The organism is Nitrosopumilus sp. (genome assembly GCA_029862745.1).
Classification (GTDB): Archaea; Thermoproteota; Nitrososphaeria; order Nitrososphaerales; family Nitrosopumilaceae; genus Nitrosopumilus.
The window spans coordinates 150,040-174,778 of the sequence record JAOTWS010000002.1; the positions used below are offsets into that span (position 1 = coordinate 150,040).

Sequence of the window (24,739 nt, forward strand, 5' to 3'; positions counted from 1 at the left end):
GACAAGTTTAGAAATTTAGTCTTAATGGACGGTGTGTATTTAGATCGACTTTGAGGTTAATTTAGCTAACAAACTCTTATTCATGATTCTCACAACTCAAGTGTGGCAAGGATTGTTGTATTTGATTCAGGATTAGGCTCCTTATCTATAATTCAAGCAATGCAGGATTTATTCAAATCAGAAATTATCTATTTTGCAGATCAACAGAATTATCCATATGGAAAAAAATCACAAACTCAATTAAACAAAATTATAATAAAGTCTATTAACCTATTACAAGAACAATTCTTACCAGACATTATAGTTGTTGCGTCAAATACTCCTAGTCTTATGTTTAATTTATCATCAAGAAAAATAATTGATGTAAAACCACCATTAGCTTATGCAAAAAAAATATCAAAGTCAAAGGAAATTGCCATATTAGCAACCGAAAATGCAATAAAGAGCAAAGGGTTAAATAAATATCTCAAAAAAAATAACCTTTCAAAATCTTTTAAGTTTTTTATAGTAAATGCCTCAGAACTTGTAGAATTAATTGAATCTGGGAAATTTCTTACTAATAAAAATTACTGTAAAAAAATTATTAAAAAAATACTTGATCAAATTTTAACTCAACATTCCATAGATACAGTAACACTTTCTAGTACACATTTACCATTTTTAAAACTATTATTAGAAAAAGAATATCCAAAAATTAAATTTATAGATTCAGGAAATATAGTTGCAAATAAAATTTTTCTGAAAATTAAAAATAAACAATCAAAAAGAAACTCATTAAAGATTTTCACTTCAGGTGATACTAAAAAATTTCAGAATAAATTAAATAAGATAGGATTGAAAAATAAGGTTAATTTTTTATCTATTTAGCTTTTCTGTAACCGTGACTAAATTTTTTATCGTATAATTTAGAATACTCGTATGTCTCAGGATCAATCACATCACTGATAATCACAATTGCAGTTCTGGTAATTTGTTCATTTTTTACTTTTTTTGCTATTTCTTCAAGTGTTCCTTTAATGATTTTTTGATCTTTCCAGCTTGCATGATAAACAACAGCAACTGGAGTTGTTTTTTTATACCCACCAGCAATTGCTTCTTTTACTAAGTTTGATATCAAATGAACACTAAGATAAAAGATCAATGTAGCTCTATGCTTTGCGAGCTCTGAGATTTTTTCACGTTTAGGAACCTTGGTTCTAGATTCTGCTCTTGTAACAATAATTGTCTGAGTTACCCCTGGTAATGTCAATTGAGTTCCAAGTGCTGCAGCTGAAGCTAAAAATGCTGTTATTCCGGGAATAACAACAGATTTAATTCCATTTTTTTCTAAGTTATCAATTTGCTCTTTGATTGCACCGTAAATTGAAGGATCCCCATCATGTAATCTTACTACAAGTTTGTCTTTTTTTGCATTTTTGTACAACAAATCAAAAATTTCTTCTCTTACTAGTTTTGCTGCATCATATAATTTTCCTTTTTTACAAAGCTTCAAAATCGGTTGAGGAATTAAAGAACCAGAATAAACCACAATATCTGCTTTTTGAATTAATTTCTTGGCTTTGACTGTTATTAATTCAGGATCACCTGGACCACATCCAACAAAGAATACCTCAGACACGTTTTACCACCAAAATTGAAAAATATTTTGTAGTTAACGTATCATCATTTACTTCACCTAAAGTCATTTTTCGAATAATTTCATTTTTTGTTCCAAGATCTTGACCTATCGCAAAAATTGAATTATCTGGGAATCCTGACTCTTTTAGAACCTCAATTACTTTATCAAAATATCTTCCATCCTTAAGAAATATCATGGATTCAGAATTTTTTGCAATCTCTTTAACACTAGATAGATCATAGCACGATGGAATAATAGCAACTTTTTCTGCACCTTCAGCAATGCTTACACCAACTTTAGATGCAAACGTAAACATGGAAACAATTCCTGGTATCACATTAATATCCATATATGGATAGTTTTCTTTTAGATCCTTGTGCATATAGATCCAAGTACTATACAAGTAAGGATCACCTATTGTAAGATACACAACATTTTTTCCAGTAAGAACTGTTTCAGCCATTATTTTTGCATTCTTTTTCCATGTCGCTTCAAGAATATCCTTATTTTTTGTCATTGGAAAGATTAGCTTTACAATTTTTTGATTTTTTGATTTATCAATTATAGGTGAAACAACACTAAATGCAATACTTGGTCTATCTTCACTAGAGGCAGGACACATGATAATGTCTGCATTTTGAATTGCTTTTACAGCCTTGACAGTGAGCAATTCTACGTCTCCGGGACCTACTCCAATTCCAATCAATCCAGGCATGTAAAGTATGGATTTTATCCCAATTAAAAATCTAGATTACACCTTGGTAGCAGAAATTATTGTTACAGGATTTCTTGCAAGCATCATAGTTCCTGCAGTGGTTTTTCTGCTTTTTGATACTGTTATCTGAATAATATCCACAAATTCAAAATGCAATTTCTTAAGAACTTGTAACACTGAATAAAATGTCTCAATTAGTATCATACCAATTACAATTCTACCTCCTGATCTTAATTTGTTCTCAGAAAGCTCAACTATTTCTTTTGTATCACCACCAGTCCCTCCAATGAATATTGTATCAGCTTCTTCAAGTTCAAGCATCTTTTCTTTAGCATTACCATAAATTACAGAAATATTTGATATGCCAAATTTTTCTATGTTTTTTTTAGTTAATTCTACAGCATTTTGATCATAATCAATGGCCAATACTTTACCCGATGATCCAATTTGAAGTGCAGCTTCAATAGATATAGATCCACTACCACAACCAATATCATAAACTATTTGACCTGGCCTTAATCTTGCTTTACTAATTTGAATAGTTCTTATTTCCTCTTTTGTTATTGGAACGTTTTCTGTTCGCTCAAAAAGTTCATCTGGAATTCCAGGAGTTTTGTAATTCCACATAGTCTATCATTAATTCTAAATTATCAAATTATAGATTAATGCCGGCAGAAACAGTTCCTGCATGAAGTAATGTATAAGTTACAATCCAAGTAAACAGGTATAAAAAAACATAGCTACCAATACCTTGTGTAACAATTTTTTTCCTATCTGATGATGGTAATTGTAATTTCATACCTTTTGCAACAATAATTGTACCAATAAACACTATTATCATAAACACAATCGAAGCCCATCTTCTTTCTTCACCTTCAATATCTTCAAACATGAAAGTTGCTGCAGAACCAGCAATTACTGCTAACCCAACACGTAACCAAAATAATTTGTTTAATTTTCTATCTTTCTCACTTTTTTCAGCTACACTAACAGGCGAATCTGCTGATTTATCTGGAACAGGATCAGATTTTTCTATTTCAGGAATATCATTTGGATTTTTGTCTCTAGATTCCTTTTTTGAATCATCAGGTCCAGGTGTAGCCTCTGATTTTTTCTTTTTAAACTTTGCCAAGTAAATTTCTAGCGTGTCTCAAGCAAACCATGTTTAATATCTTTGGTCATAATTTGAGCACATCAAAGGAAGAGTATAATTTTAGACGATAAATACCATGATTATGACCCTTGCAGGAATTGAACTACGGTATTTAGTTGATAAAATTTCTGAACAAGTTCAAGATTACTATATTAGCAATATATACGGAATTACAAAAGACAGTATTCTATTCAAACTTCACCATACTGAAAAAAGTGATTTATTTATGATGATCTCAACATTTGGTGTTTGGTTAACTACAGTAAAAATTGATCAAATGGAACCAAATAGGTTGCTCAAAAGATTACGAAGTGATCTTCTTAGATTAAAATTAAAAAAAATAAAACAAATTGGTTCAGAAAGAATTGCATATTTTATTTTTGAAGGATTTGGAAAAGAGTTTATTTTAGTGGGAGAATTTTTTGGGGACGGAAATATTTTACTCTGTAGTAAAGATATGAAGATACTTGCACTACAGCATTCGATAGACGTAAGACATAGAAAACTTAGTGTAGGTTTAGAATATGCACAACCACCGGAAAATGGATTAGATATTTTTAACATATCAGAATTAGATTTTGTTGAACTTGGTACAACAGATATAGTTTCTGCTAAGTGGTTAGGACGAACTTTGGGGTTGCCAAAAAAATATGTTGAAGGTATTTTTCAGATCGCAGATGTAGATCCAAAAAAAATTGGCAATCTATTAACACCTAAAGAAATAAAGAAAATTTTTGAAACTACTAAAAAAATTGTTACAGATGTAGTATCCGGAAACCATAATCCAATAATTATTAGAAATGAAAAAACAGAAGTTGTTCCACTTAAACTAGGAACCCCTGAAGGAGAGATTACTAATGTTGATGATTTCATTAAAGGGTTAGATATTGTTTTTACAGAAAACATAGTCAAAAAAGGAAAATCTATTCAATCAAGCGGATCTGATAAAAAAATCAAAGAATTACAAACTCAAATATCTGAACAAGAAAAAGCAATTGAAATCGTTAAAGAAAGATCAAAAAATATCACAAATGTTGCAAATTCTCTTTTTGAAATGGTGTCAAAAGGAATAATGTCAATCGATGATAAAAATGCGCAAGAAATTTTGGCAAGTAATAATGCAAAACTAACTAGTGAAAAAGGATTTTCATTAATTGTAATTCAAGATGAAAAAATAAAGATAAACACTAATGCCTCACTCCAATCAATTGCATCATTATTATTTAATGAGGCAAAAAAGCAATCAAGTGCAATAAATTCAATTCAAACAATTAAAGAAAGAACAGAGCAAAAGCTAAAAAAATTCCAAAGTAAAACCGATTCTGAAAAAGATTTGGTAATGATTTCAGAAATTAGAAAGAAACATTGGTATGAAAGATATAGATGGTTCTATACATCTGATGGGTTTCTTGCAATTGGTGGAAGAGATGCTGCATCAAATTCAGCCGTAGTTAGAAAGCATTTGGTAAAAAATGATAGGATATTTCATGGAGATATTTTTGGCTCACCATTCTTTATTTTAAAAGAAGCAGAAAATGTACCTGATACAAGTATGAATGAAGTTGCACATGCAACAGTTTGCTTTAGTCGTGCATGGAGAGAAGGAATGTATGGAGTAAGTGCATATTGGGTAAATCCTGAACAAGTAAAAAAATCAGCTCCTAGCGGAGAATTTCTACCTAAAGGCTCTTTTACTATAGAAGGACAAAGAAATTTCATAAAATCTGATACTTTGAGATTAGCTGTTGGAATTATTCCATTAGACGATGATTATGTTTTAACATGTGGACCCCCTGATCCAATCAAAAAAAATTCTATTTGTTATGCAATTATTGAACCTCATGGCACTGAAATGGTAGATGTAGCCAAAAAAATTAGAATTGAATTCTCTAAATTACAAGAAGAAATTACAAAAAAAATATCTATTGATGATTTTGTTCGTGTTCTACCCCCTGGAAAAAGCCAAATTAAGGAAGTAGATATTGGAGATTATACTACTATTTCTAAATATTAAAATAAATTACATTTAGTTTAATAATTTTAATAGAATCTCACCTAGATATTTATTCAAAATCATGGATAATGATATAAGCTAGAATTAATGTTATTTTGTTTTGAATACCTAGAGCTTCTTATACGATTTAATTACAATGTTTTCAAGTTTTCTTTAAACAAAAAATACAATGTCATCTAATGTATTATAAAAATTCTATATCTATCTATTAGTTGAAACACATCTTCAACTAATTTAATCATCTTATAATTTGTATAAATTGTAGACACTAAATGATTTATCTCTATGGAAAAGCAATTGATTTAATTACTATAGAATCTAATTCTGAAATTTTAATTCTCTTTTGTTCCATACTATCTCTCATTCTAATTGTTACAGTTTCATCTTCCAACGTTTGATGATCAACAGTAATTGCAAACGGAGATCCAATCTCATCTAGTCTTCTATATCTTCTTCCTATTGCTCCTGAATGATCCAAAAATGCATCACATTTTCGTTTAATTTTTAGATAAATCTCATCAGCCTTTTCTTTTAATCCATCTTTTTTCACTAATGACAAAATTCCAATATGAACAGGTGACAAATAGGGTTTTAGAGCTAAAACTATTCTATCATGCTCTTTATCATCTCTCAGACTGTGCTCTAAGATAGTATAAAGACTACGATCAATTCCCATTGAAATCTCAAAGACATGAGGAAGAACTTTTTCATCATTATCCATTACATCGAATTTCTCATTACTTTTTTTTGCATGACTTGACAAATCATAGTCTGATCTATAATTGCATGCAACTAATTCAAGCCAACCAATTGTAGTCTTAACTTCAAAGTCAAATGCCACATCAGCATAGAATGCTTTTTCTTTGTCACCTAGTTTTCTGAATCTACTTTTTGTAATATCAATGCCTGTTTTTTCATAAAATTCTGTCAATATCGCTAAGTAGTATGCAACAAACTTGTTTGGAATAATACCTGATTCTACTGCTTCTTTACATGTCATGGATACAGGATATGTATCTGTTTGAACTTGGATTATCACATTCTGAATTTCTGAGAATTTCTCCATTTCATCTAATTTGGATGGATTACAAAATACTTCAATTTCTGCCTGATAAAATTCTCTTAAACGAAGAAGACTTTGTCGTGGTGCTATCTCATTTCTAAAACTTTTGCCAACTTGTGCAATTCCCAAAGGAAGTTTCCCTCTCATAGTTTTGAACAGTCTCGGAAAATCTACAAAAATTGATTGACATGTTTCAGGTCTAAGATATGCTTCCTCCTCCTCAGGCCCAATACCAACTTTGAACATCATATTGAAATTCTTTGTCTTACCAAAGCTCCCTTTACATTTTGGACACTTTATGTTATTTTGTAAAATAGCATTATCAAATTCTATCAAATCCTCACTTTCAGGGATCTCAATACCTGAAATCTCTGCAATCGTTCTATCTGCTCTAAATGTTGAATTACATTTTGTACATTTTATTATTGGATCTGCAAAATTACCCAAATGACCTGATGCCTCAAAAACTGATTTTGACATTATTTGGGAACCATCAATTTCAAGCATCCCATCACGTCTGATCAATTCCCTTCTCCATAACTCTAAAAACTTATTTTTCAAGCCAACTCCGGATGGTCCATATTCCCAAAACCCTGCTTGTGCATCTGCATAAACCTCACAGCTAGGAAAATAAAATCCACGTTCAAGTGCTAATTTCATTACATCTTCATAATCCATAATTTGATTCCTTATATTCATAGAATAAATTTCTACGCAAATTCCTTTGCTTTTCTAATATTCTCAAAGTCGTCCCTTTCATCATCAATAGGAGTCTCTAAAATTATTGGAATTTTTTTCTTGTTTGCAAATTTTACTACAGCTTCGATTCCTTTTTCTCCAATTCCACCCAATCCTAAATGATAATGTCTATCCAGATTACAACCAATTTCCCCTTTAGCATCATTTAGATGCAGAATTTTCAGATTTTCTATTCCTACGTATTTATCAAATTCCAAAAATGTTTCTTTTACACTATCTTTATTTGTTAGATCATATCCTGCAACAAATGCATGACAAGTGTCAAAACAAACACCAAATTTTTTTGTAGGTTTTAACTGTTTGAAAATCTCTCCTAACTGTTTAAAATCAGAACCAACAGAATTTTTTTGTCCTGCAGTATTTTCTAATAAAATCATCACATCATTTTTTGTTTGACCTGCTTTAGTTAAACCCTCTACTAATTTTTTAATTCCAGCTTCCTCACCTGTTCCTAAATGACTACCAAGATGAGTTACTAAATATGGAATCCCTAACTGTGAACATCTCTCAACTTCGCTAATCAAAGTTTTAACTGATTTTTCAAATCCATCTTCTTTTGGAGTTGCAAGATTTGGTAAGTATGGCATATGAGCACAAGTTGCAAATCTGTCAATCTTACTTGTTTTTAATTTTAATTTAAAATTAGCAATGTCATCCTTGGTTAGTTCTTTTGCATGCCAACCTCTCGGATTTCTTGTAAATATCTGAAAAGCAGAACATTCTCTTTCAACAGCATTATCCACTGCTTTGTCAATTGATCCTGATATCGATACATGGCATCCTATCTGCATTTGTGTTAATTTTCTTAAAACATAATTTAAACTAGGGTCCAAATTTAAAAAACCAGATTTTTAAGTAAACTAGGTGAATTACTAACATGTTAGAACTGGGTACTGATGAATTTGCAAAATATCCGTTTCTGGAAGGTGCTGGGAAAATTCTTAAAGACAAAGGTTTCCCATTATCACAATTTGGAACTGATCCTGATCTTAAATCAGTAGTTGATAAAGCATATCACAGACTTAAAGTTTCTACCAAAGGAGGTATCTACAAGTCTGAAATTATCAATGGAGAAGCATCTGATTCTGCTCGTGAAAAAGAGATTTTTTCATTTCTCTTAGCAATAGTATTGATAAAATTAACCGGAATGCACACGTTGATTAAAAGATTTGCTCTTGCCGAAGCTAGACGTGCAGAAAACCATCTTGAAAAAGATTTAGGAAAAGCTTCTGATAAATCAAAAATTGATTTAGCAATAAGAATTATTTATGATTTATTTAGTATTGAAGTTATAAAAGAAGATGATTTTTTTAAAATATCCGTATCTGATTATCTAAAACATTCAATAGATTTTCATGAAAGAGAATGGAAATTAATCAACCGACATGTAGAAGATGGAAAAGTATTACTTACTCCAGATAAAACAGTTAGATTAATTCGAAAAGAATTAGGCAATTACATTATCTCCAAAATTACAAATGCACCGACTCCACCGATGATATCTGGACTTGAAAATATAGTAAAGGAATTTACTTCAATTGGTAAAGATCTTGCTCCTTCTTACATTGTAACTAGTGGTGATTATCCTCCTTGCATCAAACATGCAATTGAAGTTCTTGAGAAAGGTGAAAATCTCCCTCATTCAGGAAGATTTATGCTTGCCACATTTTTACTTTCAAAGGGACAAACAGTTCAGCAAATTGCACCCTTGTTTAAAAATGCGCCTGATTATAATGAACGTGTTACACTATACCAACTTAATCACTTATCTGGAATGTCCGGAAGCGGTACCCAATATTCTTGTCCTTCGTGTGAGAAACTTAAAACTCAAAGTTTGTGTTATGCAATATCTGAATGTGATACCATCATTAATCCATTACAATTTGGAAAGAAGAGACAATCATGAAAGAAATTGATGTTAAGTTTGTAGAGGAATCATTTAAAAAATATTATTTTGATCACTTTGATCTTATTAAAGTTCCAGAAAGGGCATCTGAAAGAGAATTTGGTTATCAAAAGTTTAACTCCGGAATGATTCGTCATATTTCAATAAAATCTGATAAGGAATTACATCTTTTATTTATGCAAAATACTCCATCTGATGTTTATTGTTCAAATGCATGTTATTCCTTTCCTAATTTACCAATGAATGAAAAGGATTGGCAAGAGGCAGATCTAATTTTTGATATTGATGCAAAAGATCTTGATTTACCATGTAGAACAAATCACACTATATCAATATGTAATCAATGCAATGAAATTTTAAAAAATTCTTCAAAATGTATAAATTGTAATTCTATAAAATTAGAGAAAAAATCACTCCCATGTAAAAATTGTATTAATGCTTCAAAAACAGAAGTATCAAAATTATCTCAAATCTTAATTGATGATCTTGCTATAGTCCCCGAAAATATTCATGTATATTTTTCAGGTAATGAAGGATTTCATGTTTATGTACGTAACTCACAATTTCAACAAATTGATTCTAGAGGAAGATCCGAATTAGCAGATTATATCATGTTCCGTGGAGTGATTCCTGAAACATTTGGAATGAAAAAATTTAAACAAGATAGGTCCTCATTCCCAGATTTTGATGAAAAGGGTTGGAGAGGAAGATTTTCTAAATATATTTTTGGTTCTAAATCAAAACGCTCAAAAATTATCTCAGAACTAATTATTAATGGTTATTCATCTTTTCAAAAGATTCTTGATGAAGCATCACAAAATATTGGTGTAAAAATTGATCCTAATGTAACCATGGATGTTCATAGAATTTTTAGACTCCCAGGTTCCATTAACAGCAAAAGTGGTCTTACAAAATTATATTGTGAAAATTTGTCAAAGTTTGATCCGTACGTTGAAGCATCTTTTCTCAATGATGATCCCATAGAAATTATTGCAACCTGCCCGATTCAATTTAGTCTTAAAAGCAAAAAATTTGGTCCATATAACAATGAAAAAGTAACTATTCCTACTTTTGCAGCAGTCTATATGATTTGCAAAAAACTAGCAATATTAGCTTAATTTTACTGGTAAGACATTAATTTACCAAATCTTAACAAAACTTGATTTTGTATAGTGCTTCTACTGATAAACAAACTCCTCCTCCTGATGCTGGAAAATTCATCAGATTAGGTATTGTTGCTGTTATAGGAATCATAATTTTTGCCGCAGTAGGAAATCAGGCAGTAATTCTATCAATGAACTTCACCGAATTTGGTGATCAATTCAGTAAACCCCTCTATTACACATTAGTCTCAACCATAATTCTATCTGCAATTGCTCTTATTCGCGTAAATATTGTAGGCAGATCTTCAATTTTCTGGTATGTTATCAGTTCAGGAATAGGATTTCTTGGAAGCGGCGGACAGCAACCAATATCAACTAACATTCAAAGTTTCAGAAATTATAAACTTCCTTATGTACAGTTTATAATTTGGCAAATTACTAAGATATTACTTTTTGGAGCATTCTTTGCAAATATTATGTTTGGATTTGCCACAGTTTCATTTATTGAAGGAAATTACCTAGGAATTGAATATCTGCCAAAATTATTTACATTACCTTTTGTGACTCCAGATACTAATCCAACTTATGCTGTTGAAAATGTGGTTCCAATGATTCCTGCATTAGTAATATTGATCCCACCATTACTTGCAGCTATTGGATTGCGTTTAGTATTATACGTTGGAATTCATAGAATTATTCATGTAGTTACATCATATCTACAAGATTCTAAAGAAGGCAAGCCAAGATATCTAAACTACGTTTCAACTATTGAAGGAATGATTGGCATTGCTACTATTTGGGTAGGATTTAATCTCTTCTTTACTGATCAAATCGATTATAATACAAGATATGTAATTGGTGGTACACTTATTATTGGTCTTGCACTAATTACATTTTCAATAGTTGATAGAATTCGTGCACGTGTACTAACTCATATGTTTAAGCGAGATGTATACATTAGAATTCTAACAATTATTGTTATTGCAATAATTGTTGCAGGTGTTGTTTCTGTTAACAACAGTATTGCTGATGCAAAGAAGATTGAATTTTTAGGACCATATACAGCTCAACAAATTGGGGTGAATCGTCATCTTGGTGAATTAAACAACGTGCAAGAAAATATTCATAAAGTTCAATTAACATCTGTTTCTTCAAATAATATCAAAAATTATGTTAGTCAACATAATGATGTACTTGATGTAATCCGAGTCTGGGACTGGGAGGCAGCTTTTGCAAAATTAAAGCCTGAGATAGGCCTAATTCCATACGTAGACTTTGAAGACAATGATATCTTGCGCTTTAACAATACGTTGTATTGGACTGCATCTATGAAACCTATTCTACCAACATCTGTTAGCCTTGAAAATAAATGGTATAATGAACATCTGGTATACACGCATGCTCCAAATGGATTCCTTACTTTAGAAGCAACAGATGGCCAGATTGTTGATAGCGGAGAATTTTTCAAACAAAGAGCAATTTACTATGGTGAAGGAGGCCTTTTTACGGAAACATGGTCTGGTTATCCAAATTCAAGAGGCTCTAACAGTGCAGAACTTGGAGGAGTATCCTATTCTGGTTTGGGTGGATTAGATATATCACCACCATTAAGTTGGATATTTGAGCCAAACTTTTTACTTTCATTTCCATCTGAATCAGTCCATATTATGAGATACAAAGATGTACATGATAGAATGCAAATTTTGTATCCTTATTTCCTTTATGATTTGTTTGGAAAAGAATTAGATTCGCTTCCTGTTACAGATGGAACGAATTCTTATTGGTTGATTCCATTAATTATTGGATTTGATACTAGTGATATTCCATGGTCAGTTGGTAATCCATATTTACGTTTAGTAGGTTATGCGCTAGTGGATGCATACAATGGTGATATTCAATTACTAAAAACTGGTGATGATTTCTTTTCAGAAATGTTTTCTAGTCAATACTCTGATCAATTCAAACCAATACCAACATGGTTAGAAGAACAAATTAGGTATCCTGTTGAACTATTTAATTGGAAAACCGAGATGTATAATATTTATCATGTGACTAATGTAGAGACTTTTATTCAGGCAAACGAATTTTATGAAATTCCACGTGGTCTTGATACCTATTATGTTGTAGCAAAACCACCTGGTTTTGAAAAAACTGAATTTTTGGGATTACTTTCATTAGAATTAAGAGGATCTCAGGGCAGAAATCTTGCAGGATATATGATAGTTGAAAATGATCTCACAGGTTTAGGAAATATGCAGTTTTATGAGGTTCCATTAAACTCTACAACAAAATTAATTGGTCCTACTGCAGTCCGAGAAGCGCTTGATAGAGATCCAGAATTTGCTCAACTAAAGACTCTCTTAAGAAATCCAAGAATTGGTGATAATATTTTATATCGTGTAGGTGATCATGATGTTTACTTTATTCCTGTATATACTGCAGGTGCTGGTGGTGTAGTAGCCCAATTGGGTACGATTGCAGCAGTAGGAGCAGCATTTAATGGAGAATATTTTGTAGGGTTAGGGGAAACCCAAGAAAAAGCATTTGAAGCATATTTGAAGAAAGTTTCTGGTGTTGCATCAGCTGTTACTACTGCTGATGATAATTATGTTGAACTAATTAGAAGTGATAGAATTGAAATAATTAAATTATTATTTGAAGAAAATGGAATTTCAGTTGCTGAGCCAACATCAATTCAAATTCCATTATCATTCAATGAAGGGGAGACATTCTTCTTTACTGAAAGTGATCGTCTAAGCACTGTAGAGTTCTTGTCTGACTTTATTGATGACTTTGTAAAACCAAGAAGTGATAGAGTATTCATGTGGCAAGAAGAAAATAATCTCAACATTGGAACAATCTTTAACAAAGATGGAATATCTGAGATACATTACGTCTCGATTGAGGTAGGCAACTAATTGCTACTTGTTGTTGATAATGGATCTATCTATACAAAAAATTTAACTGATTTTTTAAACAACCAAAATATTTTATTTAAGAAACAAATCCCACATCTTTTAGATTTGCTTTCCCTTGAAAATTATGATTCTTTCATCTTATCTGGAAGAAGGAAAAATGATAAAAAAACCAATGAAATTAATTCTAAAATTATTACTTATTCAATCAAAAATAACATAAAACTACTTGGAATCTGCTATGGCGCAGAAATCTTAGCTCTAACCTTGGGTGGTACGATTAGAAAAATTCCATTACCTCAAAAGGGGAATGAAAAAATTAAAATAATAAAAGATAACTCGATCTCAAGTAATTATTTAGAAGTATTTGAAAGTCATGGATTTGAGATATCAAAATTACCTAATGTGCTTATTCCACTTGCTGAATCAAAAAATTGCCGATATGAAATAATTCGACATAAAACAAAGCCAATTTTTGGAACACAATTTCACCCAGAAATGAGTAAAGATGGTCATGAATTAATTAAAAAATTTTGTCTATTTTGATTGATATTAATAACTCTTAGAATTTCTTAATTCATGGAGCAAGAGGATCATCAATTAATTTTACCATTAATTGATCAAGAAAATATTTGTCTTCCATTACCAATTAACGTAGTATCAAAATATTGGAATATTGAATTATCTATGGTAGAGGCTGAAGAAACTGCCAAACAGTATTTAGGATTTGATGGAAGTATTCTAATTGAAGGAATTGAATCTGCTGAAAGACATGGTTTATCGTGTAAAATAGTTAATTCGTCTTTAAAAGAATTAAAAAAAATTATTGATTTGGGGATACCTCCAATAGTTATTCTTCCAGGAATTCCTGAAATTACTCAACATGCTTCAGTAATTACTGGATATGATGATGAAGAAAAAACAATTCTTCATTATATTCAGACAGGTAATAAACAAGGAGAACAACAAGAAGGAGCAATACCTCAGGATATTTTTGAGAAAGAATGGTCTGAAGAAGGAAAATTATTGATACTATTAGCCCCTTCAGACACCTTCTCATCAGTATCTCTTGAAAATGATTCTAGTAACAAATCAAATCGTCTATGTTTTACTTCTGAAAAATTTCGTATTCTAAAAAATTCCAAAGATACAATTGAATCATTACAACAAGCTCTAAAACTTGATGCAAAAAATTCAACTGCATTAAATCTTTTGGGAGCAATAATGAATGAACAAAATTCTTCTGATTGTATCAAATATTATGAAAGATGTCTAGAAATCAACAAAAGATCATATTTGAGTTATAACGGTCTGGGAAATTACTATCTAAAAACAAATCAATTTCAAAAAGCAGAAGAATGTTATACAAAGGCCATTAAAATTAACCCAAAAAGATCTGCAAAAATTTACAAAAATCGTGCTTATCTAAGAGAAAAACAAAATAAAAACTCTGATACAAAAGAAGATCTCCGAACTTATTTGAAATACTCTCCTAAAGCTTCTGATAGAGGAATAATAGAGCAAGCAATACGTGAATTATAATGCGGAGTGCGGGATTTGAACCCGCGACCTTCAGCTTGGGAAGCTGACATCTTACCAGTCTAGACAAACTCCGCCTAGAAAATATTCATTGACTATGATTAAATATCTTGATTGCTGTATTATTACATGGATGCAAGATGTCCTGAATGTGAAAAGGTTGCAAAATTAGATGATGATATTACTGTGGTAAAATGCCCTCACTGTAACTTCGAATCAGACTATGATTCATATCTTGAAATAATGAAAGATCATGCAATCAATATGTCATCTGAATACATTCCTGATAGACCCGGAATCTAATCACCAATAATTCCCTTTATCTGAGCAATCTAAATGAGCTCCACAATTGGGACAAAACATATGACATGCTTGCATATCAACCATTTTGTTATTACATCGTGGACATTTGATATCCTCTACCATGCCTATATTTGATAATCTTGATTTAAAAATAATGTCCAAAGGTTAATTAGTCCTTCAACTTTTTTTTGGAATAATTGGCAAACTTCAAACTTACAATCTCCGACATTAAAGGGAAATCAGTTTCAAAAGAACTCAAAGATAGTGATGCTAATGCATTATTGGGATTACAGTTAGGAAATGAAACTGATGCTGCAATTGTAGGATTGTCTGGAAAATTAAAACTTACTGGTGGTAGTGATAAGTCTGGAGTACCAATGAGAAATGATATTCATGGTGCTGCAAGAAAACAAGTTTTACTTTCTAAAGGTGTAGGTTTACAAAATGCAGATACTGGACAAAGAAAAAGAAAATTAATGCGTGGAAATACTCTATCCGAAGAAATCTATCAAGTAAATTGTAAATTTGATGGAGAATTACCAGTTGAAAATACTGAAGAAAAAACAGAAGATAAAAAAGAATAACTTAACATATACCGATTGTAAATTTTGATTCATGCATTGGCGAGAAACACTTCCTGATTGGTATATTAAAAAATATGGTTATCAACCATGTGTTAACATTGGTACTGCTGGTCATGTAGATCATGGAAAAACAACTCTGATTCAAGCTCTAACTGGTTCATGGACAAGTGTACACAGTCAAGAATTAAAACGTGGAATTACAATTCGTGTTGGTTACTCAGATGCAGCTTTTTACAAATGTAAAAAATGTGAAGAACCTTTAGGTTATTCAACAACTCCAAAGTGTAATAATTGTGGAAAAGAAAGTGAATTATCTAGAGTAGTGAGTTTTGTAGATAGTCCAGGGCATGAAAGTTTGATGGCAAACATGCTTTCAGGATCTGCTCTTATGGATGGTGCATTATTACTAGTAGCAACAAATGAAAAAGTTCCCAAACCTCAAACCAAAGAACATCTTTTAGCTCTTCAAACTCTTGGAATTCAACAAATAGTTATAGTTCAAAATAAGGTTGACTTACTTTCTTATGATGAAGCTCTAACAAATTATCAAGATATTACAAAATTTGTTAAAGGGACTTATGCTGCAAAAGCACCTATTATTCCAATCTCTGCACAATCTGGATTAAATATTGATGCATTAATTGGTTCAATAGAATCAACAATCAAAACTCCAGATAGAGATGAAAAAGCAGATACTGTAATGCATGTTCTACGTTCTTTTGATGTGAATAAGCCTGGAATAAAACTAAAAGATATCAAAGGTGGAGTAATTGGGGGAAGTCTTATTCAAGGAATTTTTAATGTTGGAGATGAAATTGAAATAAAACCTGGTATTATGAATGAGAGAAAAAAATCATATGAACCGTTACTAACAGAAATCACTTCATTAGGAACAGCTGCGGGAATCGTGGAATCTATAAAGCCTGGCGGTCTAGTAGCTATTGGAACAAAATTAGATCCGTCTATGACTAGGAGTGATTCATTTATCGGCTCAGTTATTGGTAAACCTGGAACACTCCCTGAAAACTCCACAGATCTAAAATTAGAAGTTAATCTTTTTGATTCTGCAGTAGGTGCAACTGAAGACATTAAAGTTCAGCCAATTCAGTCAGGAGAATTACTTCGATTAAACATTGGAACTGCACCAATATTAGGTAAGGTTAACAAAGTAAAATCGAAAAATATTGAAATTGAACTTAGAAGGCCTGCATGCATCTTTGAAGGAGGGAATGTTGCCATCAGTAGAAGAATTGCTGAAAGATGGAGACTAATTGGTGCAGGAATAGTTGGTTGAAGTAATCTGTGATACTAATTTTCTTATTCATCTAGCAACTAGAAGAATCAAAAATATTGATAATTTAGATGTTGAAATAGGTCAGATCACTTTTGTAGTGCCACAGGTTGTAAAAAATGAATTATCTAAATTAGCAACCAATCCAAAAAAAAATCAAGACATCCAATCAACTTTAAATTATATAAAAAATTTTAAAATCATTCCCATATTTGGCACATTTGCTGATAAAGAATTACTTGATTATGTATCTAACAATAAAGTTATTGTTGCTACTATGGATAAAGAATTAAAAAAACAGATTAAGGAATATGGTAATTCAATACTGTCATTTTCAAATGATACAATAGTTTTAGAATCTTAGAAATATTTAACTTCATGGGATTCTTAATGCTTTTCATATGAAATCTCTATCTTTAGAAAGTAAATCATTTGAAAATGGAGAAATAATTCCTAAAAAGCATGGTTATAAACATGGAAATAATAGTCCCCATCTTAAAATCAGTGGAATTCCAGAAGGAACAAAATCATTGGTTTTGATCATGGATGATCCAGATGCAATGGGAGCTGTCGGAAAAGTTTGGGTTCATTGGGTTTTGTGGAATATCTCTCCTAATACTAAAGAAATTCTAGAAAATTCTATTCCAATTGATTCAATTGAAGGCAAAACTGATTTTGGAGAAATTGGTTATGGAGGTCCTGCTCCACCAGACAAAGAACATACTTACGTTTTCAAACTTTATGCTCTAGATCATGAAATTTCTCTACAAAAAGGATCAACTAAAGCAGATGTTGAAAGATCTATGGATAATCATATTCTAGCTAAAACAAAACTTGAAGGAAGATATGCTCCATAATCTTATTTTGCTTTTGAAATAAAATATTAGATTTTTTGATAGAGTAAAAAGTAAATATAATTGATGAAAAATATTGAATTCAAAATCTAGTTTACTTTCTATTGGAAAATTTGATTTAAAGTTTTAACATATCTTAATCATAGGAATTCTTTTACAATTTTTTTTAATTACTTCTCAATCAAATCTTACCGGTTAGGCACTAAATCAGTCTAATCCTTTATTTAACTATCTGAGAAGTAACGCTCTTGATGAAATATATGCTGATTATGTAGTAGTTTTTGTTCAGGTCAGATACAGTTGTTAATATTGACAATCAATATTATCAGTTGTATATGCAAAAGATATTAAATTCTCTGTAATGGGAACAATCCATTAAATTAAATTTCTAATTGTATCTCTCAGCTAATCTATATCGCATGTATTTGTCATCTGGTGAAAATTTAGCAGGGTGTACTGAAATCGTCTCTTCCCCACACTTGGGGCACTTTTCTTTTAAAGTATAATGATTATACTTTGAACATTTTCTTAATAGGAATCTCATCTTAATTATCTCTTGTTTTCTTTGATTCTTCTCTAGTAAATTTGAATGAACCTTTTTTCTTTTCTATATTTGTTTGAATTTCTTCAATAATTGGTTTTAATGATTTTTCAGCAGATTTGAAATTCTCTGAAGTAATTGACAATCTATATTTTGGTGCACCCAAATATGTGATATCTATAGTAGAATCTTTTTTTAATATATCTAGTAATATTTTTTTAATAATTTCAACTCCATCTGATTTTTCACTTGTGATTTCCATAATGCCTCTAATTTCAACTGATGGAAGTTTAATTTTTGAGCAAATTTCTTCAATTACTGTTACTGTTTTTTTTGCAATCTTTAATTCTTTTACAGATTCAATTCCATTTCTTCCAATTTCTATAAATGCATCGTAAACTGAATCAAACTTTGAATATATACTATCTTCCAATTTTTCAATTTCTTCATCTGTTAATTTTGCTTTTTCTTTAACATTTTGTAATATTGTTTTACCTTTTTCAAATTTCTTAACTTCCTTCAGCTTTTGTTTTTTCTGATCTTTTGATACTTGTTTTAATGATAAATCAATATCTCCTCGTTGAGAATTTACTTTTTTAACAAGGAGAACTTTTTTCTCACCATCTCTGACAAATCTACTTACTGATCTAATCCAACCTGGAGCAATCTCTGAGATATGTAAAAATCCTTGAATACCGCCGTATTCATCTAATGTGACATATGCCCCATGATCCATTACCTTTGTAACTGTAGCTAGAACAATTTCACCCTGTTCAGGCATTTCTTGAATTTCAGTAGACATTTCTTCTAAAACTTATTCATGCGTAATTTAATGTTGCTGGTTAGAAATCAATTCCCTTCTTAGCTTTTATGCCATGCTGAAATGGATGTTTAATCTCTTTCATTTCAGTTACTAGATCCGCTATTTCAATTACTTTGTTTGTGGCATAGTTTCCTGTTAATACTAAATCCATTGATTGTGGTTTTGATTTGATTATGTTAAGAACATCCTCTACTGCAATCAATCCAAGATTTACTGCATAATTAATCTCATCTAAAATTACTATATCGTATTTTCCTGATTGAATTTTTTCATTACTGATTCTAACTGCCTCTTTTGCAATTTTTTCATGATCTCCTTTTGGACTTTTGTCATCAATTATTCCAACAAATCCTTTGCCTACAGCAATCATCTCAAATTCAGGCTCAAGTCTTTTAGAAGAATCCATTTCACCATAGTGCCATGAACCTTTAATGAATTGAATCATGCAAATTTTTTTCCCATAACCTGTTGCTCGTAATGCAATTCCTAATGCTGCAGTTGTTTTCCCCTTACCTTTTCCTGTATATACAATAGTTAATCCATACTTTTCCATAGTCAGCATTCAAAGGATATGGGTAAAAACATTCGGTATTTTTTAAAAAAGTATCAATTTAAATAAAAAATGATTCTAGTCATACGAATTGCAAATTCCTAGGATTGTATTAGCAGGCACTACAAGTGGAGTTGGAAAAACATCCATCACATGTTCTATTATTCATGCTTTACAAAAACGAGGTTACTCAGTACAACCATTTAAAGTAGGTCCTGATTACATTGATCCAAGTTATCTTTCAAGTATCTCAAAACGTGAAACATATAACTTAGATGTTTGGCTAATGGGAAAAAATCAAGTTTTGAATAGTTTTATTGTAAATTCAAAATCAAGTGTATCTGTAATTGAGGGCGTGATGGGTTACTACGATGGTTTTAGTGGAAATTCAAATTATGCTAGTACTCATCATGTAGCTTCAATTACAAAATCTCCTGTACTCTTGGTTTTGGATGCAAGTAAAACAGCTCGTTCTATTGCTGCAACTGCACTTGGGTTTCAAAAATTTCATCGAAATTCACGCATTGCTGGAATTATTCTTAACAAAATAAGTAGCAAGAAGCATGAATTTTTATGTAAATCTGCGCTAGAAAAAACTAAAATTCCAATAATTGGCATTATTTCAAAAAATCCAATCCTAAATTTGGAATCACGTCATTTAGGGTTGATATCCACACTAGATAATAACACACTAAAAAATCAAATTAGAAAAATATCAAAAATAATTTCAAAATGTTTAGATGTGGATCAAATTATCAAAATTATAAAAAATCCAATCACTTTACCACAAAAATCAAAACACATACACAAAAAACAGAAAACTACAATTGCAGTTGCTCGTGACACTTCGTTCAATTTCTATTATCAAGATAATCTTGAAGCACTACAACGTGAAGGAGCAAATCTAAAATTCTTTAGCCCTGTTAATGATAAAAAAATACCAAAATGTGATGGACTCTATATTGGAGGAGGATTTCCTGAAGTTTTAAGTAATTTACTTGAAAAAAATATCACTATGAAAAAAATAATTAAAAAAATGGCTGAAGACAATCTTCCAATATATGCCGAATGTGGTGGATTGATGTATCTAACAAAATCTATTATTTCAGATAACAAAAATCACAAAATGGTTGGTTTATTTGATGCTGAAACCAAAATGACAAAGAAAATGAGACTTAATTATACTAAAGGAAAGATCACTCAAAAAAACCCCATCTCAGACAAATTACATAATTTTCAGGGTCATGAATTTCATTATTCACAATTAGATTCCATTTCATCTGATTCAAAATTTGTGTATGATTTAGAAATTGGTGAGGGAATAAAAAAACATCAAGACGGGATGCTAGTACACAACACACTTGCTTCTTATGGTCATCTCTATTTTGATAGTTCAAATTATGCGCAAGTTTTTGTTAAAAATTGTATAGACTATTCACGAAGCTGATTCTGCTCTAATTAATTTAAAAATTGCATTGATTATGGCAGAAGCTGATGAGCTACCACCTTTTCTACCAATATTTGTAATAAATGGAGCACCTTCTAACTTTGATAATTGCTCTTTTGATTCAGCAGCACAGATGAATCCCACTGGAATTCCAATTATTAATGCAGGTCTGATAATATCTTCCTTCACCATCTGAATTACTTCTTGAAGAGCAGTAGGGGCATTGCCAATAGCTACTATACCTCCATCAATATTTGATTTAGCTACTCTCATGGATACCTGGGAGCGTGTCTTCCCTTCTTTTTTTGCTAATTCCATTATTTCTGGATTGGATATATTGCAAACTATGTTGTTTTTAAAATCTTTAAGATTTTGCTTATTCAGGCCTCCAATCACTCCATTAACATCAACTACTATACTGCAGCCATTTCTTAAAGCATCCATGCCACTTTGAATTGCATCCTTGTGAAAAATAATTTTATTTTTATTTGCAAAATCAAAGTCTGCTGTTGAATGAATTACTCTTCTCACAATTGGCCATTCCTTTTCATTATATTGATGTGTACCAATTTCATCTTCAATCATTTGCATACTGGCATCTTCAATTGATTGACCTTTTTTAGTTTGCATTTTCTACCTCTCTTGCTCTCTCTGATATCAAATCTATCATTTTTTTATCAGTTCCTAAATGTTTGGTAATGAAAGTTTTTTCTATATTAGAATTTTTTAGTGCTGGTATCAAATCATTATTTATATCATTTTTTACGTGTGCTCCTTCATGAAGAAAATAAAAAACAATAACTAGTACTTTTGGATTATCCTTTTCACATTTTTGTATACCTTTAAAAATATCTGGTTGTTCTATTTCCAACCAACATCTACTTACATTTCTATATGAATTATTTAATCCAGTAACAATATAATTTAACGACATTTGAGCATTAGGATCTTTACTTCCATGCCCTATAATCATTACATCTACATCTTTTTTTGGAAGAGTGATTTGATTTTCTTGTAATGTTTTGGATATTCTATTTTCAACAATATCTATCAAAGTTTTGTGCATGCTCATAGGTTTAGTGACAACAAATTTTACATTGGTATCTTTTTGGAATTTCATTACATCCGTAACTGCATTCTTTACTTTTTTACCTGGATACAAAAAATAAGGAACTATAGTCAAAGAATCAATATCTTGTTTGAGACACTTAGTAATTCCATCTTCGATATATGGTGGTTCAACCTCTAGAAAACAAAAATCAACAAACTCATAGCCGCCTTTTGCATGAATTCCTTTGCAAATTATCTCTAATTCTTCAGAAGCCTCTCTTTCCCTGCTTCCTCTATCAATTAGTAGTAATCCTCTTTTCAATTCAAAATCCTCGCTATTGCTATTGTCAAATTTGGTGGGAATTTTTGCTTTTCTACAATCAATTCTCCTCCAGAAACCTTGATGGCTGCAGCTTCAGATACACTTGGAGTTCCTTCAAACGCTCTTACAGTTTCTGATGGGTTTGGAGCAGAAATCTCATCTAAATCCTCTTTGCTTACATATTCAACAGGAATATCCATTTCTTCTCCAAGATCTATCAATCCTTGTACATCCTGTGGTTTTTTTATTGAAACAAGTTTTACAACCGACTTTGAACTTAGTTTAAATTTTTCTAAACAAAACTCAATTCCTTCTTTGATTGTCTCTTTTGTAGTGTCCCAGTGTAATCCAACACCTATCACTAAGCTTGGAGGACGATATATTACAGATTGTTTAGATAACTCTCCATCGATTATTTTATCCGAAATTATGAGATATGCTTTAGAGTTTGATTTTTTTAAATCTTGTAAATTTTCATAAATTGAAACATTTTTTGGCAATTCTTTACACCATTTTTTATTACCTGCATCTTGAAAAACTCCTATAGGTTCCTCATTTACCATATGTGCACTAATTTTAGTTACGGTTGAATCATCATCGATTTTCCAATTAAATTCTCTTCCAACAAGATCAACTGCTATAGTTTTGTTAACATCAGCTGCAGTAGTTATTACTGGTAAAGATCCTAATTTTTCTGCTATTTCTTGAGTTAATTCATTAGCTCCTCCAATATGACCAGATAATACACTAATTACAAAATTTATTTTATCATCAATCACAATTACTGCAGGATCTGTTTTTTTATCTTTCAAATGAGGTGCAATCAATCTAATTACTGCACCTAATGAAAAAAGACAGATTAATGCATTATTGTTTTTAAAAAGTTCAACAATTTTCTCTGATGTAGGCTCAGAATACCATATAATCTCATTATCCCCATTTGATAATTTCAAGGGACCAAAAACGCTCCATTCTGGAAATAGTTTTTTTAAATTTTGTCCAATTTTAACTCCATTTTTGGTAATTGCAAGAACTGAAGTCTTCTCCATACACAAAACTTTCCAACTTTAATAAAATACCTTACTCTTCTGATTTTCTAGCAAGAATACTTCCATCAAAATCAAATAATATTACCTCAATTGGAACTTTTTCCTCTGAATGTTTTCTCATATGTTTATAGGTCTCATTACAAATTAATTCAAAAAATCCATTGACATTATTCTCATGAATTATTTCAGAAACATGTCTGGCTGTATTTGCTTTTTTAATACTTTTAATCACTAATTCATTTGCGTTTGCTCTTCTTGCTAATTCTGAAAGAAAGTTCATATCTACTTTAGAGCCTTTAACGTGAGTTTGTTTTATACCTGCAGCCATTTTGGTAAGTTTTCCAATAAAGCCAACAACATATGCTTTTTTAATATTTTTTTTACTACATTGCTGAATTGTATAACCTGAAAAATCACCCATCTGTATAAAACAGTGTTCTGGTAAATCTAAAATTTTTTTTGCATAATCTTCACTTCTTCCACCTGTTGTAAGAACTACGGTATAATTTCCCATGGCAATTGCTACATCCAAATTTTGTCTTATTGATGCTGCATAAGATGCTGTAGAAAACGGAATAACAATTCCACTAGTACCTAAAATAGAAATTCCATTTTTAATCCCTAATCTTGGATTATCTGTTTTTAGTGCCAACTCTCTTCCTTTTGGAACAGAAATTACAACTCTGAATCCTTTCTTTTTAAGAATTTTTTCACCTATTGATCTTAAGTTCTCATCAATCATTTTCTTAGGTACTGGATTTATTGCTGGTTTATTAATCTCCAAACCTAATCCAGGTTTAGTGACAATTCCAACCCCTTCTCCACCATCAATGTCAATTTGATTTACTTTGTCTGTAAATGACAGCTCTACAATAATTTTTGCACCGTGAGTTACATCTGGATCATCTCCACCATTCTTAATCACGGAACACTTTGCTCTATTGGAATCAAATTCACAAGAATAAATTGGAATTTCAATAAAAGATCGTTTTGGTAGCAAAATATCGATATTTTCAATTTTTTGCTGATTCATAATTGACAACAATGCAGCCTTGGCTGCTGCCGTAGCCGAACTTCCAGTTGTATATCCTGTCTTTAATTTTGTCTTTTCTTCCACACATTTACTGTATTCATTTTGCT

General features: G+C 31.0%; 26 protein-coding genes and 1 tRNA gene. 13 read left to right on the plus strand and 14 right to left on the minus strand.

All coding sequences use genetic code 11. From position 1 onward, the window contains the following. Window positions 1-102 precede the first annotated feature (102 nt). Window positions 103-867 carry a glutamate racemase gene (locus OEM44_02765; GenBank protein ID MDH3515724.1) on the plus strand — a complete coding sequence of 255 codons (765 nt, stop codon included), beginning with the start codon at window positions 103-105 and terminating at the stop codon, window positions 865-867. Here OEM44_02765 and cobM read toward each other — a convergent pair. The 4 genes from cobM to OEM44_02785 are packed head-to-tail and all read right to left on the minus strand — an operon-like array spanning window position 860 to window position 3,465. Further along, on the minus strand, window positions 860-1,618 hold the full coding sequence (gene cobM, locus OEM44_02770) for a precorrin-4 C(11)-methyltransferase (GenBank protein ID MDH3515725.1): 759 nt from the start codon (window positions 1,616-1,618) through the stop codon (window positions 860-862). The genes OEM44_02765 and cobM overlap by 8 nt on opposite strands. Continuing rightward, window positions 1,611-2,333 (minus strand): precorrin-2 C(20)-methyltransferase, encoded by a 723-nt coding sequence (gene cobI, locus OEM44_02775; GenBank protein ID MDH3515726.1) that lies wholly within the window; start codon window positions 2,331-2,333, stop codon window positions 1,611-1,613. The genes cobM and cobI overlap by 8 nt, the downstream gene beginning before the upstream one ends. A gap of 36 nt (window positions 2,334-2,369) precedes the next feature. Next, a complete protein-coding gene (gene cbiT, locus OEM44_02780) occupies window positions 2,370-2,960 on the minus strand; it encodes a precorrin-6Y C5,15-methyltransferase (decarboxylating) subunit CbiT (protein MDH3515727.1) in 591 nt (196 codons plus the stop codon). 28 nt (window positions 2,961-2,988) lie between these two features. After that, entirely contained in the window at window positions 2,989-3,465 is a 477-nt protein-coding gene (locus tag OEM44_02785) for a serpentine receptor Srsx (protein MDH3515728.1), read from the minus strand. A gap of 103 nt (window positions 3,466-3,568) precedes the next feature. Here OEM44_02785 and rqcH point away from each other — a divergent pair, with 103 nt between their 5' ends. Next, window positions 3,569-5,500, plus strand: coding sequence for a ribosome rescue protein RqcH (gene rqcH / locus OEM44_02790; GenBank protein MDH3515729.1), 1,932 nt, complete (start codon window positions 3,569-3,571; stop codon window positions 5,498-5,500). Window positions 5,501-5,783: 283 nt separating this feature from the next. Here rqcH and glyS read toward each other — a convergent pair whose 3' ends face one another. Both glyS and OEM44_02800 read right to left on the minus strand, forming a co-directional pair. Beyond that, the gene (gene glyS / locus OEM44_02795; GenBank protein ID MDH3515730.1) at window positions 5,784-7,262 is read right to left on the minus strand and encodes a glycine--tRNA ligase; all 1,479 of its coding nucleotides are present in this window, start codon (window positions 7,260-7,262) and stop codon (window positions 5,784-5,786) included. An 11-nt stretch (window positions 7,263-7,273) separates the two neighbouring features. After that, window positions 7,274-8,113, minus strand: a complete 840-nt coding sequence (locus OEM44_02800; GenBank protein ID MDH3515731.1) for a deoxyribonuclease IV — start codon at window positions 8,111-8,113, stop codon at window positions 7,274-7,276. An 86-nt stretch (window positions 8,114-8,199) separates the two neighbouring features. Here OEM44_02800 and OEM44_02805 point away from each other — a divergent pair, with 86 nt between their 5' ends. From OEM44_02805 to OEM44_02825, 5 genes are read left to right on the plus strand one after another with little or no spacing between them, the layout of a single operon-like run. After that, window positions 8,200-9,228, plus strand: coding sequence for a DNA primase (locus OEM44_02805; GenBank protein ID MDH3515732.1), 1,029 nt, complete (start codon window positions 8,200-8,202; stop codon window positions 9,226-9,228). Further along, window positions 9,225-10,346 carry a DNA primase gene (locus tag OEM44_02810; protein MDH3515733.1) on the plus strand — a complete coding sequence of 374 codons (1,122 nt, stop codon included), beginning with the start codon at window positions 9,225-9,227 and terminating at the stop codon, window positions 10,344-10,346. Before OEM44_02805 ends, OEM44_02810 begins: the two co-directional genes overlap by 4 nt. 47 nt (window positions 10,347-10,393) lie before the next feature. After that, window positions 10,394-13,249: a UPF0182 family protein gene (locus OEM44_02815; protein MDH3515734.1), complete on the plus strand. Its 2,856-nt coding sequence runs from the start codon at window positions 10,394-10,396 to the stop codon at window positions 13,247-13,249. Beyond that, window positions 13,250-13,792, plus strand: a complete 543-nt coding sequence (locus OEM44_02820; GenBank protein ID MDH3515735.1) for a gamma-glutamyl-gamma-aminobutyrate hydrolase family protein — start codon at window positions 13,250-13,252, stop codon at window positions 13,790-13,792. Between the two features lie 33 nt (window positions 13,793-13,825). Continuing rightward, window positions 13,826-14,788: a tetratricopeptide repeat protein gene (locus tag OEM44_02825; protein MDH3515736.1), complete on the plus strand. Its 963-nt coding sequence runs from the start codon at window positions 13,826-13,828 to the stop codon at window positions 14,786-14,788. On the opposite strand, the gene OEM44_02830 is transcribed toward OEM44_02825, so the two are convergent. Continuing rightward, a tRNA-Gly gene (locus OEM44_02830) sits at window positions 14,789-14,862 on the minus strand. 52 nt (window positions 14,863-14,914) lie between these two features. Here OEM44_02830 and OEM44_02835 point away from each other — a divergent pair. From OEM44_02835 to OEM44_02855, 5 genes are all read left to right on the plus strand, one after another. Continuing rightward, window positions 14,915-15,088: a zinc-ribbon domain-containing protein gene (locus tag OEM44_02835; protein MDH3515737.1), complete on the plus strand. Its 174-nt coding sequence runs from the start codon at window positions 14,915-14,917 to the stop codon at window positions 15,086-15,088. 197 nt (window positions 15,089-15,285) lie between these two features. After that, on the plus strand, window positions 15,286-15,672 hold the full coding sequence (locus tag OEM44_02840) for a 30S ribosomal protein S6e (GenBank protein MDH3515738.1): 387 nt from the start codon (window positions 15,286-15,288) through the stop codon (window positions 15,670-15,672). Window positions 15,673-15,703: 31 nt separating this feature from the next. Next, window positions 15,704-16,966, plus strand: coding sequence for a translation initiation factor IF-2 subunit gamma (locus OEM44_02845; protein MDH3515739.1), 1,263 nt, complete (start codon window positions 15,704-15,706; stop codon window positions 16,964-16,966). Next, window positions 16,959-17,327, plus strand: a complete 369-nt coding sequence (locus OEM44_02850) for a twitching motility protein PilT (GenBank protein MDH3515740.1) — start codon at window positions 16,959-16,961, stop codon at window positions 17,325-17,327. The genes OEM44_02845 and OEM44_02850 overlap by 8 nt, the downstream gene beginning before the upstream one ends. Window positions 17,328-17,364: 37 nt before the next feature. Continuing rightward, window positions 17,365-17,820: a YbhB/YbcL family Raf kinase inhibitor-like protein gene (locus OEM44_02855; GenBank protein ID MDH3515741.1), complete on the plus strand. Its 456-nt coding sequence runs from the start codon at window positions 17,365-17,367 to the stop codon at window positions 17,818-17,820. A 385-nt stretch (window positions 17,821-18,205) separates the two neighbouring features. On the opposite strand, the gene OEM44_02860 is transcribed toward OEM44_02855, so the two are convergent. Genes OEM44_02860 through cobO form a run of 3 tightly spaced genes read right to left on the minus strand, consistent with a single transcriptional unit; the run spans window position 18,206 to window position 19,734 of the window. Further along, on the minus strand, window positions 18,206-18,361 hold the full coding sequence (locus OEM44_02860) for an RNA-protein complex protein Nop10 (protein MDH3515742.1): 156 nt from the start codon (window positions 18,359-18,361) through the stop codon (window positions 18,206-18,208). Window position 18,362: 1 nt separating this feature from the next. Beyond that, complete coding sequence (locus tag OEM44_02865) at window positions 18,363-19,160, minus strand: S1 RNA-binding domain-containing protein (GenBank protein MDH3515743.1); 798 nt, start codon at window positions 19,158-19,160, stop codon at window positions 18,363-18,365. A 40-nt stretch (window positions 19,161-19,200) separates the two neighbouring features. After that, entirely contained in the window at window positions 19,201-19,734 is a 534-nt protein-coding gene (gene cobO, locus OEM44_02870) for a cob(I)yrinic acid a,c-diamide adenosyltransferase (protein ID MDH3515744.1), read from the minus strand. Window positions 19,735-19,822: 88 nt separating this feature from the next. Here cobO and OEM44_02875 point away from each other — a divergent pair, with 88 nt between their 5' ends. Then, entirely contained in the window at window positions 19,823-21,178 is a 1,356-nt protein-coding gene (locus OEM44_02875; protein ID MDH3515745.1) for a cobyrinate a,c-diamide synthase, read from the plus strand. Here OEM44_02875 and OEM44_02880 read toward each other — a convergent pair. The 4 genes from OEM44_02880 to OEM44_02895 are packed head-to-tail and all read right to left on the minus strand — an operon-like array spanning window position 21,167 to window position 24,716. Further along, window positions 21,167-21,808 (minus strand): precorrin-8X methylmutase, encoded by a 642-nt coding sequence (locus OEM44_02880; protein MDH3515746.1) that lies wholly within the window; start codon window positions 21,806-21,808, stop codon window positions 21,167-21,169. The genes OEM44_02875 and OEM44_02880 overlap by 12 nt on opposite strands. Continuing rightward, window positions 21,798-22,550, minus strand: a complete 753-nt coding sequence (locus OEM44_02885) for a sirohydrochlorin cobaltochelatase (GenBank protein MDH3515747.1) — start codon at window positions 22,548-22,550, stop codon at window positions 21,798-21,800. The genes OEM44_02880 and OEM44_02885 overlap by 11 nt, the downstream gene beginning before the upstream one ends. Next, window positions 22,547-23,599 (minus strand): cobalamin biosynthesis protein, encoded by a 1,053-nt coding sequence (locus OEM44_02890; protein ID MDH3515748.1) that lies wholly within the window; start codon window positions 23,597-23,599, stop codon window positions 22,547-22,549. The genes OEM44_02885 and OEM44_02890 overlap by 4 nt, the downstream gene beginning before the upstream one ends. A gap of 31 nt (window positions 23,600-23,630) precedes the next feature. Continuing rightward, entirely contained in the window at window positions 23,631-24,716 is a 1,086-nt protein-coding gene (locus OEM44_02895) for a cobalt-precorrin-5B (C(1))-methyltransferase (GenBank protein ID MDH3515749.1), read from the minus strand. Window positions 24,717-24,739: the final 23 nt, after the last annotated feature.

Excerpts from the sequence above, each read along its gene's own strand:
- cbiT (MDH3515727.1), bottom strand. The coding sequence starts at position 2,960 with ATGTGGAATTACAAAACTCCTGGAATTCCAGATGAACTTTTTGAGCGA.
- rqcH (MDH3515729.1), top strand. The coding sequence starts at position 3,569 with ATGACCCTTGCAGGAATTGAACTACGGTATTTAGTTGATAAAATTTCT.
- OEM44_02845 (MDH3515739.1), top strand. The coding sequence starts at position 15,704 with ATGCATTGGCGAGAAACACTTCCTGATTGGTATATTAAAAAATATGGT.
- OEM44_02860 (MDH3515742.1), bottom strand. The coding sequence starts at position 18,361 with ATGAGATTCCTATTAAGAAAATGTTCAAAGTATAATCATTATACTTTA.
- OEM44_02800 (MDH3515731.1), bottom strand. The coding sequence starts at position 8,113 with ATGCAGATAGGATGCCATGTATCGATATCAGGATCAATTGACAAAGCA.
- OEM44_02880 (MDH3515746.1), bottom strand. The coding sequence starts at position 21,808 with ATGCAAACTAAAAAAGGTCAATCAATTGAAGATGCCAGTATGCAAATG.
- OEM44_02810 (MDH3515733.1), top strand. The coding sequence starts at position 9,225 with ATGAAAGAAATTGATGTTAAGTTTGTAGAGGAATCATTTAAAAAATAT.
- cobO (MDH3515744.1), bottom strand. The coding sequence starts at position 19,734 with ATGGAAAAGTATGGATTAACTATTGTATATACAGGAAAAGGTAAGGGG.
- OEM44_02890 (MDH3515748.1), bottom strand. The coding sequence starts at position 23,599 with ATGGAGAAGACTTCAGTTCTTGCAATTACCAAAAATGGAGTTAAAATT.
- OEM44_02805 (MDH3515732.1), top strand. The coding sequence starts at position 8,200 with ATGTTAGAACTGGGTACTGATGAATTTGCAAAATATCCGTTTCTGGAA.
- glyS (MDH3515730.1), bottom strand. The coding sequence starts at position 7,262 with ATGAATATAAGGAATCAAATTATGGATTATGAAGATGTAATGAAATTA.
- OEM44_02865 (MDH3515743.1), bottom strand. The coding sequence starts at position 19,160 with ATGTCTACTGAAATTCAAGAAATGCCTGAACAGGGTGAAATTGTTCTA.
- cobI (MDH3515726.1), bottom strand. The coding sequence starts at position 2,333 with ATGCCTGGATTGATTGGAATTGGAGTAGGTCCCGGAGACGTAGAATTG.
- OEM44_02835 (MDH3515737.1), top strand. The coding sequence starts at position 14,915 with ATGGATGCAAGATGTCCTGAATGTGAAAAGGTTGCAAAATTAGATGAT.
- OEM44_02825 (MDH3515736.1), top strand. The coding sequence starts at position 13,826 with ATGGAGCAAGAGGATCATCAATTAATTTTACCATTAATTGATCAAGAA.
- OEM44_02855 (MDH3515741.1), top strand. The coding sequence starts at position 17,365 with ATGAAATCTCTATCTTTAGAAAGTAAATCATTTGAAAATGGAGAAATA.